The following is a 10,554-nucleotide window of genomic DNA, read 5'->3' on the forward strand; positions in this document are numbered from 1 at the left end:
CAATCTGGAGTTTTTGGGCCGCAACGACGATCAGGTGAAGATCCGCGGCTTCCGGATCGAGCCGGGTGAGATCGCGGCGCGGCTTTGCGAGCACCCGTTCGTGCGCGAGGCGGTGGTGGTGGCGCACGAGGGCCCCGGCGGCGAGCAGCGTCTTGTCGCCTATGTGGTGTGCGCGCCGGAAGCAGCTTCGAACGGGCTGGAGGGAAGCGAGCTTGCCGGCGCCTTGCGCGCGCACATAAGTGCACACCTGCCGGAGTACATGGTGCCATCGGCGTTCGTGCGGCTGGCGGCGCTGCCGCTGACGGTGAACGGCAAGCTGGACCGCAAGGCGCTGGCTGCGCCTGCGGATGAGGCGTATGCGCGCGCCGCCTATGAGGCGCCGCAAGGCGAGATCGAGATCACGCTGGCACAGATCTGGGCCGAGCTGCTCGGTGTTGAGCGGGTCGGACGCCACGACGACTTCTTCGAACTGGGCGGGCACTCACTGCTAGCGGTGCGGCTTCTCAGTCGAGCGCTCGATGCCGGGTTCAAGTTTACCGCCGCCGATCTCTTCCAAGCTCCTGTTCTGAAGGAACTTGCATTGAAGGTTCATTTGGAGCGACAGCCCAGTAGTCCGGGAGTGATTTGTGTTCGCGCAACCGGATCGCAGCCGCCGCTGTTCTTTGTTCCCACAGGCTTAGGAGATTGTTCCTATATCCTCAACTTGGTGGAGGAAATGGACGCGGACTGTCCAATCTATGGACTACCGTGGCCTTCTTTCAGTGAAGTTTGTTCACCAACTCTTGAAGCGATAGCCTCGCAAGTCATTCCGGCGATCAGGGAGATATGGTCCCGGGGTCCATATCGATTTGCTGGATACTCATCAGGCGGAATATTGGCTTACGCCATAGCCGAGCACTTACTGAGCCTCAATGAAACTGTGTCATTTATGGCGTTCATTGATGTTACGCTACCCGCAAAGCCAGCCGGCATGACGCCCACCCAGATGGTATGCGAAGTGGTGCTGGAAACTCTTGAACCCCTTGAGGACGAGCACTTTAAACTATTAAAGCGCTTTGCACGGCACAGTTCAATTGCTCAACTACTTGAGAAGGCTCATCAAATAGGAGCTATACCTCCGGATCACAATGATGCTTTGATGTACGAGAGAATTGAGCAGTTTCAAAGGGCGCTGCAGCTATATCGGGCTCCGTCGCTGCCAATTGAGGTACATCAGTTTTACGCGACGGATTCTTCCGTAAGTTGTCGCGCACGACTAGACAAGAGCTCAATAGCTCCAGAGATTAGCTCGCCGATGCGAGGCTGGGACAGGGTTTTGAGTGCAGCGGCCATTGATACCACACCGATTCCAGGCAATCACGCGACGATGATGAACACTCCAGAAAACCGCAAAGTCCTGGCACGCTCGTTATCAAGAGCCTTAAATAGCTCACCGACGTGATCTGAGACCGCCGGCGAACTGGACCATTTTTGGTTAGAGTTTTTCGCGATTTCCCCGGCCGGGAGGAGCGAAGAACGATGAAGGCTCGAAGTTTTCGGGCGCCCAGAAGGCGTTCATTTTGAAGCTCCACTGAAAGTCCTTGAAGCGGCGTGCGGGTTGATCGGTCTTCTCGGCCGTAGCCCGGGCCGCCGTCAGTTCGTCCGCGATCATGGCGAGCAGCCGCGTGTTGCGGGCGAACCCGAACAGATAATCCACGTGGTTGTCCTCGCACCACGCCATCAGCGGCTCGCGCGCAAAGGTATATCGCTTCGCGCTTATGTCGGCGTTAATCAGTTGGCGGACCAGCTTGAGATACCGCTTCCTCACAAAGCAGCTATTCATGTATTCGCCACTATCGAAAACATGGACAACAAACGCTCTAAAACGCAGTGCTTGGACCATCTCGCGCCAGCTCTCGTGGGGTCATCGCATCCCGGCTTGGTTCGGTCCGGATGGCGCCATCTTCGTCCAGGAGACCGAAGAAGCCAAAGCTCAGGCTCGCGCCGCACTATGGCCATGACGAGCCGCTCACTCAAGACGAGGACGTGCTCGATACTTGGTTTTCCTCGGCGCTGTGGCCGGTTCTCGACCCTTGGCTGGCCCGAAAAGACAGGCGATTTTGAGCGCTTCTATTCGACGAACACCCTCATCACAGGTTTCGATATCATACCTTTCCGGGTCGCTCGGATGATGATGCAGGTCTGCAGCTAACGGGCAAGGTTCCGTTCAAGCGGGTGTTCATCAACGCCCTAGTACAAGATGCAAGCGGCGCCAAGTGTCGAAGTCCGAGGGGAACGTTATGGACCCTCTGGAACTGGTGGACGAGTTGGAGCCGACGCCTTGCGCTTCACGCTGACCGCCATGTCCGGAGCTGCACGCGATCTCAAGCTCTCGCGGCAGCGCATCGAAGGCTAACGCGTGACGCGCGGGCAAGCGTCACATCGGCAATATTTAGAGAGGCGAAGCCTATGCTAACGCCGAGCCCATCGTTAGTCCCGGCCGATGTTTCAGAGTGATCGAGCGTGATCCAGTGTGACCGAAGAGGGAGTAGTGGGGTGATTGTGCACCAATCCTTGCAATTGGTCGTCGCTGTACCGACACCGTCGTTTGGTAACCAAGACCACGAAACTCGATAGGCCATTCGAGTCGGCTGGCGGTCGCCTGATCGGGAAGTTCCATCGCGGTCGCGATGATCCTTCAATGGCTGTTGCTTGTGGTAACGGCCTTCACGGTTGTCTCGGAATACGAGAGTTAATCCTGTGATCGTCAGACCTTGGTGAGGACGCGCCGGTCGATGAGGGCTACAAGGTTTGCTCTTTCATGAGCCGATACAGATGAGCGCGGCTAATGCCCAGCAGCTCTGCCGCGCGGCGCTTGTTGCCGCCAGACTTCTCCAACGCGGTCCGAACTTCCGTGGCGGTTTGAGACTGGATACGTTGCTTGAGGGGCTTCGGCATGTCGTTCGTGCGCTGCTCTAACTTTGGGCTTGCGGCGGATATTATCAATTGACCAGTGACGATAAACCGCGTGAGCACGTTCTCCAGCTCTCGAACATTACCAGGCCAACGATGTGCAAGGAGCGATGCGATCTCTTTTCGGCTCAAATCCCGAGGCGCCGCACTCAGTCGCGTCGCAATCCGCATCAACAATCGTCGAGCAAGAAAGTCGATGTCGTCCCGAGCGCGAAGGGGAGGTACGTCGATCGGCAGCACGCCAAGGCGATAGTAGAGGTCTTGTCTGAAACGACCCGCGCGAGCCAGTTCGGGAAGTGATTGATGGGTCGCGCAAACGACGCGGGTATTGACAGCGACTGGCGTCGTCCCGCCCACGCGCACCAATTCGTTGGTCTGGAGAACACGCAGCAAACTGCCCTGCAGGTGCAGCGGCATATCGCCGACTTCGTCCAGGAATAGAGTACCGCCGGACGCCAGCTCGAACTTTCCTAATTTTCCGCGACTGCGGGCGCCGGTGAATGCGCCGCCCTCATAGCCGAACAACTCCGCTTCAATCAGCTCGCTCGGAATAGAGGCGCAATTGACCCAGACGAAAGGCCCGTCGGATCGGCTCGAATGCGCGTGGATCGCATGAGCGGCCAATTCCTTGCCGGACCCGGTCTCACCTGAGATCAGCACGGGCAGATCATGTCCGGCGACGACATCGAGCGAATTTCGATAGCCGTCCATGAGCTCGCCCTGGCCGATGATGTCGCTCATGCCAAACCGCGAGCGCCAAGGCTTGTTGCCCTGGGGCATCGCTAGCTCGGACCGTGTGGCCCGTCGGAAGGTTCGCTTCAGGGTGCCGAGATCTGAAAACAGTGCGAGGCCGACCGCCCCAATGATGCGGCCGTCCTGAAGTACGGGAACTTGCTTCGTGATCAATTGATGGCCGCGTACCTTCAATGGATACCCAACGTGGCTGCCTTCTCCGCGCGCGACGAGATGGAGTTTGGTTTGTGGCCCCACCACATCGGTGATGTGCCGCCCGATGAAGTCGTCCGCCGCACCTCCCAGGAGCCTGCAATAGGGCTGGTTGATCAGGACGATGGTACCGGACGTGTCGACCGCAACGAGGCAGTCCGAGACGTGATCGAGGACGAGCCTCAGGAAGCCCGCTTCCTCCGACGATCCGGCAATCCACTGCGAGAGAACCATGAGGGGGATCCGCTTTTGGTATGTCACATCGATGCGACATAAGTGTCACCTAATTGATACAGTAACCGTGCAGCCAATGGCCGTCAAACCGCTGGGATCCATTCGGTTCCGGTAAATTCAATAATACCGCCAGAGTGATAGGGCGCATAGCGTCACGCGCGGCCGAAATGGCACGGCGCTTGCGAACTCTCCTGTCCGATAAATGACCTCGGGAGGAGAGGAATGACACCCAACAGGACCATTACCATCGGGGACACCGTCGTGCAGGTGTCGGGAGAGGGAACGCCGTTGGTATTCGTGCACGGCTTCACGACCACGGCCGAGTTCTGGCGCGAGCAGGTCGAGACATTTTCGGTCCGTCACCAGATGATCCGCATCAATCTGCCCGGTCATGGCCGCTCGCCGCGCCCCGAAAACCGGGCCTATACGATCGAGGCCTTCGTCGAAGACGTGCTCAGGGTGTATCGCGAATTGGCGATCGACTCGGCGGTTCTTGTCGGCCTTTCGATGGGCGGTACCGTGGCCCAAACCTTCGCGCTCACATACCCCGATCGCGTGCGAGCACTCGTGCTGGTGGGAGCCACGCCCCACGGACTTGGCGCTGACGTCAACGTCGACAACGTGCTCAAAGCCATCGAAGATCTCGGCGTGGTCGCTGCAAGCCAGAAAGTCATCGAACGATCCTTCGGTTCCGATGCGAACCCGGCACTCGTCGATTTCGCCAAGAACGAGGTCGCGCAGACGCCGGCTTTCGTGGCGCGCCAGGCAATCGCTTCACTGAATGCGTCGGATAGTCGCGCAAGGCTTGGAGAGATCCACGTGCCAACGATGGTCGTCGTCGGCGACGAGGACATCATCACCCCGCCAAGCGAGTCGCAAATCCTGGCGGCCGGTATTCCGAACAGCCAACTCTATTGCATCCCACGAGCGGGACATTTCCCAATGCTCGAGCGACCAGATACATTTAGTCGCCTGCTAGGCGATTTTCTGATGCGACAAGGGTTGCCGGCGCCGCGCATTGCCGCAAGCGCCACGTCCCACATGCAGCAAAACGTTTGATGCGGGAGAATAGGATGTCAGTTCAAACCATCGAAGCAAAAACCTGCCTCGCTTCTCATCAACTCGACCGCGATACGAAGCGCATCATCTTTGCCGCCGCTCTTGGCACCGTGTTCGAGTGGTATGATTTCTTCATCTACGGGTCCTTGGCGGCGTTCTTCAGCACGCTGTTTTTCCCGAAGGGAAATGAAACGGCGGCATTGCTCGCCGCGCTGGCGACGTTCGGAGCAGGGTTCGTCCTTCGACCATTCGGTGCCGTCGTCTTCGGACGGCTCGGCGATCTCGTTGGCCGCAAGAAGACGTTTCTCGTCACCATGCTGGTGATGGGCCTCGCGACCGCAGCAGTTGGCCTGCTGCCAACGTTCGAGACTTTCGGCTGGTGGGCTCCGACGATTCTGGTCGGCTTGCGCCTGCTGCAAGGGCTGGCGGTCGGCGGCGAATTCGGAGGCGCGGTAACCTACGTTGCCGAGCATTCCGATTCGGAAAGGAGAGGCTTTACGACGAGCTGGATCCAAATTACGGCGACCCTCGGGCTGTTCCTGTCACTGCTCGTCATCATTCTGTGCCGCTCGTCCATGTCGGCGGAAAGCTTCGCGAGCTGGGGCTGGCGCGTTCCGTTCATCGGATCGATCGGCCTCCTGGTTCTCTCGCTGTACATACGGGTCAAGCTTCACGAGTCGCCCGTGTTCCAGCAGATGAAGGCGGAGGGCAAGGGCTCGAAGAACCCTATTGCCGATACGTTCGCCGATCGTCGCAACCTGCGCCTCGTCCTCGTCGCCATCTTCGGCGTCGTCGCCGGCCAGGCGGTGGTCTGGTACACGGGGCATTTCTACAGCCTCTACTTCATGACCACGGCTCTGAAGATGAGCCAGGACCAGGCCAACTTCTACCTGCTCGTGGCACTCACGCTCGGAACGCCATTCTTCCTGTTCTTTGGCTGGCTGTCCGACAAGGTTGGGCGCAAATGGATCATCGTCACGGGATGCGCGTTGTCTGCCGTTCTGATGATGCCGCTGTTCCAGGGACTGGCGACTTACGGAAATCCAGCGCTCGCTGAATTCCGCGCCAAAACCTCGGTGATCGTCCACGGAAACGATTGCACTGAGGACCAATCTTGGCTCGGTCAGCTATTCCAGCCCAAGGCAACGAAGGACTGTACTCGCGTGAAGGCGTTTCTGACTGCGCGTGCCGTGCCCTACGTCGTGAAGGCGGATACGACCTCGCTTAGTGTCCAGATCGGTGAGGATACAGTGGCAGGGTTCGATGAAGCCAAGCTCCTGAGTGCGCTGACCGCGAAAGGCATGCCATCGGCAAAGACGCCGGCGGAGCCCAATGGGCCGATGATCATAGCCATCTTGTTCGCCATGGTCTTCCTGGCAACCATGGTTTACGGACCGCTCGGAGCGCTTCTTGTTGAACTCTTTCCGGTGCGCATCCGATACAGCGGCGTTTCTGTCGCACTGCAACTCGGAAACGGTTGGATCGGTGGATTTGCGCCGTTCGTCGCAACCGCAGTTGTGATCGCGACCGGCAATATTTTCGGTGGGCTCTGGTACACGATCGCATTCGCAGCTTCGACGGCAATTATAGGAGCTCTACTGCTGCCTGAAACCCGCGGTCGGGACATTAATACCTGATTGTGTGCGACGGGAATCGGCGTGATTGTCATGTTGTGCTCGCCGGTTCCCGATCTCTTTGTCGACGTTCTACTTCCGACGTCGAGAAGAATGCATGAAATCCGCTGGCAGGCCGGCTCGTCTGCTTAACCTCCCAGAACGTAGAAGTTGGTGGCCACTTCGACCAGGACGACCGCGGGATTCAGGATGCGGTTTGCATAGAAAACGAGAGCCACCGGCACGGTGAGCGAGGAAAACCCATAGCCGAGGGCGCCATTTACGAAGGCTGCAAGAAAAGCAACGCCAGCGAGACGATCACCGCAGATCAAGAGGAGGCATCGTTGGCTCCCTATACGGGCAATGGTCGGCCGCGAGACGACCGACTTTTATCCTATCACTATCCTATCATTTCGAGCGGTCTGTTTGCAGGTTGGAACGGACGTAGAGTCACGCCGACGGTTTTGTGGGTACACGGCCTAGCCAACCCGCATCTGGAGCGGGGCTGGTGAGCAGAGACGGTCGAGTCACCAGATAGCCAGCTGGTGCGGTAGCTTCTCCAAGCTAATCCGGTTGTCAGCTCGTCGTCAGCTTGCCTGCAATATCATTCGCAGGCAGGCCGTAAGCAGCCCGCGCTCGCTCTGAGGAAACGTACGCTGAAGAGGCAGGTGAACCGCGATGTATAATCGAGTGAGTGGCCAATCCACACGCCCTAATCAACCTGACGAACCGAGTCAGTCGGCGGACAGTAGCGAATTTGCGCAAACACTGACGGATCTCGCTCAACGGGAGAGCCCGCCACCTGGGGAATTGTCCGACAAAATGGGGCTCTGCTGCAGCAAGCCACATACCTCAGATGCAAACATTTACAGTCCAAGCACCTCGGACCCCAGCACATCCTCTCTGTCCTCCAGCTCAAATCCATCCTCTCCAGCGAGGCCTATTCGTCCTTTGTTCCAATACAGGACTGCTGAATTGCCCGGGGCCAATGTCAACGGCATCTGCGTTGGATTGGCAGCGGAGTGGCTCCTCAATCTCCCAAGCAGCCCTTCATCCCGGATGAGGGCGCTGCGCCCGGGTACTCAAAATCACAGCTCAGCGGCAGTGCGGCAGCAGCGGTATGAAGATCTCAAGACTCTGTTGCGAAGCGATAGGGCGGAAGGTTCTCACAACCTTCAGGCAAAAAGCACGATGTTACGCGAAGCTGGCCTAGAGCCGTCCGCCGAACAGACGCAATATAGGTTTGGTACATCTTCGCGCATTGACCGGATCGTGAACGAGGTCACCGACGATCCATCGATCTATTTGGTCAGCTTGCGTTTCGCTGCAGGTGGCGCCCACACAATCGCAACGTCGACATCGAATGGAATGACGACCCTCTTTGATCCGAACTATGGAGAATTTACTGTTCGGTCAGATCAGATGGGTGAGTTGTTCAAAAGTCTCGCCGACCGTTACAGCAACCTGAACGGATATGATATATCGACAGTCGTCACACAAAGGATGACGTGAGTGTTTCGGAGATTCCAACGGACCTTGCCGATGCCCACGCGCGGATCCTTTCGCGATCGATACCGGAACAGCCGCATCGCCTCCGACAGTGCAACACCACGGCCGGGAACACGGATTTTGCCGCCCTGAACGTGCACCCGACGTCATACCGGAGCTCACCGCGGCCCGTCAGATGTTGGAGCGGTACGCTCGACGGAGGGTCTCGGAAAGTAGTGCCGCGAGGGGTCGAATGTTCAGAGATGGAGGCTCTCAGGTTGATGAGCTCGTGCCATCGCGCGTCAAAGCGTGAATGGCCTGCGCTTGCACTCAAGTGGGACCGACGGCCCGCTGGAGCTTGCCTGAAATCGGGCCAAGCTCCTCATGTGGGTTTCGATGCCTTACACCCCCTTTGGGCTCAGGCTAAGAGCGGGCACCAGGCATCCACCACAGCCGGCACAAGCTGTAGTTCGTCTGCGTCAGAATCATCGCAGGCCTCTTCTCTACTGACGTCGCCAGCCAAACAGCTGGTGCGGCGGCAATGCATGCCGTCGCACCACCGAACACACCGAGTCGACGCTCGCCGCGAGCTCCGAACAATCTGCCCCTTGTCCTCGTCGCTGAACTTCCGCTGACGTCCGGTTCTGGTGAAGTGCTCAAGCCTCGAACCGACTCAGTGATGACACTATGCACTGTGTTCGTTCTAAGCCTCACGGTTCAAACAAACCGTCAGCAATGTCCCAAGCCTGATCCATATCTCTTTGGAATTGGTCCAGCTTTGCGCCGAGCTGGACTAGAAGGTCATTTGCCCCGAATAATGCGAGGTGAAGCTCCTCTCTGCGGAGCGGGCGCAAGCTGGCTATTAAGCTTGATCTGGAAGACCGTCGCCAGGTGGCTTGGATATGATCCCAGTCTCACACTGGAAGCAGCGCGGGCGCGACTCGGCGCTGGTCGGGCTGGATGGATCAGACGCTGTCCCTGCCACGCCCGCACTACTGATTGAAGTTAGCAGAAACGTGACTCGGCGCCCAAAAGCCCCACGCATACACAGGGCAAGCGCTGTCCCTACCACGCGCCGCTAACTTCAACGGCGTTGTACGCGGACTAGCTTTCCGAAAGCTGACGAAACCCGACGCGATTCAGAAAACGAAAAGCGGCCGGTGTGGGTCGATGCCCTCTGTCTGGAACCCACCATCTGGCCAGCGGATCGCCCAATGCGGTTGTCAGGCCTGCAGTGTCGATTACCGCCGCCGCTAGCTAGCGCATCCGCCGTGCTCGGATCGACCAAGTTGCCGTTGGCGCCGTGCCGGTAAAGACGGACTGCACATTCAGGTAGAACGTAAGCGTCGTTTCTCAGGCCACGGCTTTGAAGGCTTGAGCTCGGTAGACCCAGGGCAGTAGCTGGTCGGTGTCGCCGTTTGGATGCCCGTTGACGATCCTTGTCAGGACGTCGGTGAGATAGGCGAGCGGATCGACGTTGATCTTGCAAGTCTCGACCAAGGTTGCGACGACGGTCCAATGTTCGGCGCCCCCGTCGGATCCGGCAAACAGCGCGTCCTTGCGACTGAGCTTGATGCCACGGATTGATCGTTCGACCGTATTGTTGTCGAGCTCGATGCGGCCGTCATCGATGAAGAGCGTTAAGCCTTGCCAGCGCGAGAGGGCGTAGCGGATGGCCTCGGCGAGCTTGATCTTCTGGCTGATGGGAGCCAGCTTTGCGCGCAGCCACACCTCGAAAACCTCGGCCAGTGGTCGGCTCTTCTGCTGCCGCAGGAGGCGGCGCTCCTCCGCGCTGCGGCCGCAGATCTCCTTCTCGATCGCATAGAATGCGGCGATATGCTTCAGCGCCTCGCTCGCGATTGGAGCGGGGCCAGCTGTCGCGAGTTCGTAGAAGTTGCGCCGCATGTGCACCCAGCTTGCGTCAGGACAAGTCCTGGAAAGGAGGAAGAATGTGATCTGAAACCTTTCAACGTGACCCAGAGGGTTCGACGCCCTCGCGGCAAAGGCGGAGGCCCGCCAGCCGGAAGCGAGTCTTGCATGGGTGACGGTAACGTCGCTCGTGAAGCGTAGACAGCAGGTACTTAAGCCCTGTGGCAGCCTCGAAATCATGGTCGTGCTGAAGCCTTCGCCGTGTTGGGTGCGGGGGCAGCACCGGGAAAGCCGCTATGGTCAGGTTTACCGGTTCCGCCGGGGTCTCTGAGCAGGGCAGAGATACGGGATGGGTCGCCAGGAAACCTGAGAGATCCTGTTCGTGCCCACATGG

Annotated in this window: 6 protein-coding genes and 2 pseudogenes; 5 read left to right on the top strand and 3 right to left on the bottom strand. The window is 58.6% G+C overall.

The window, feature by feature from the left end:
* On the top strand, window positions 1-1,441 hold a 1,441-nt coding region (locus BLV07_RS45070; protein ID WP_244551461.1), incomplete at its 5' end, for a thioesterase domain-containing protein.
* 33 nt (window positions 1,442-1,474) lie between these two features.
* Here BLV07_RS45070 and BLV07_RS50605 read toward each other — a convergent pair.
* Window positions 1,475-1,882 carry a transposase gene (locus tag BLV07_RS50605; RefSeq protein WP_502690297.1) on the bottom strand — a complete coding sequence of 136 codons (408 nt, stop codon included), beginning with the start codon at window positions 1,880-1,882 and terminating at the stop codon, window positions 1,475-1,477.
* Between BLV07_RS50605 and BLV07_RS45080 the strand changes: the two are divergent.
* Window positions 1,875-2,392 (top strand): annotated as a pseudogene (locus BLV07_RS45080) (class I tRNA ligase family protein); the annotation flags it as partial. The gene BLV07_RS50605 and the pseudogene BLV07_RS45080 sit on opposite strands and share 8 nt — an antisense overlap.
* A gap of 389 nt (window positions 2,393-2,781) precedes the next feature.
* Here BLV07_RS45080 and BLV07_RS45085 read toward each other — a convergent pair.
* Entirely contained in the window at window positions 2,782-4,131 is a 1,350-nt protein-coding gene (locus BLV07_RS45085; RefSeq protein WP_091899051.1) for a sigma-54 interaction domain-containing protein, read from the bottom strand.
* A gap of 222 nt (window positions 4,132-4,353) precedes the next feature.
* Here BLV07_RS45085 and BLV07_RS45090 point away from each other — a divergent pair, with 222 nt between their 5' ends.
* From BLV07_RS45090 to BLV07_RS49640, 3 genes are all read left to right on the top strand, one after another.
* Window positions 4,354-5,190 (top strand): alpha/beta fold hydrolase, encoded by an 837-nt coding sequence (locus tag BLV07_RS45090; protein ID WP_091899052.1) that lies wholly within the window; start codon window positions 4,354-4,356, stop codon window positions 5,188-5,190.
* A gap of 14 nt (window positions 5,191-5,204) precedes the next feature.
* A complete protein-coding gene (locus BLV07_RS45095) occupies window positions 5,205-6,827 on the top strand; it encodes an MFS transporter (protein ID WP_091899053.1) in 1,623 nt (540 codons plus the stop codon).
* Between the two features lie 654 nt (window positions 6,828-7,481).
* Entirely contained in the window at window positions 7,482-8,315 is an 834-nt protein-coding gene (locus BLV07_RS49640) for a YopT-type cysteine protease domain-containing protein (RefSeq protein WP_091899054.1), read from the top strand.
* Between the two features lie 1,329 nt (window positions 8,316-9,644).
* Here BLV07_RS49640 and BLV07_RS45110 read toward each other — a convergent pair.
* Window positions 9,645-10,205, bottom strand: a pseudogene (locus tag BLV07_RS45110) (IS66 family transposase); the annotation flags it as partial.
* Window positions 10,206-10,554: the final 349 nt, after the last annotated feature.

It is taken from the genome of Bradyrhizobium sp. Rc2d (assembly GCF_900099855.1).
Taxonomy (GTDB): Bacteria; Pseudomonadota; Alphaproteobacteria; order Rhizobiales; family Xanthobacteraceae; genus Bradyrhizobium.

Coding starts and splice junctions, on each gene's coding strand:
- BLV07_RS50605 (WP_502690297.1), bottom strand. CDS start 1,882: ATGGTCCAAGCACTGCGTTTTAGAGCGTTTGTTGTCCATGTTTTCGAT.
- BLV07_RS45085 (WP_091899051.1), bottom strand. CDS start 4,131: ATGGTTCTCTCGCAGTGGATTGCCGGATCGTCGGAGGAAGCGGGCTTC.
- BLV07_RS45090 (WP_091899052.1), top strand. CDS start 4,354: ATGACACCCAACAGGACCATTACCATCGGGGACACCGTCGTGCAGGTG.
- BLV07_RS45095 (WP_091899053.1), top strand. CDS start 5,205: ATGTCAGTTCAAACCATCGAAGCAAAAACCTGCCTCGCTTCTCATCAA.
- BLV07_RS49640 (WP_091899054.1), top strand. CDS start 7,482: ATGTATAATCGAGTGAGTGGCCAATCCACACGCCCTAATCAACCTGAC.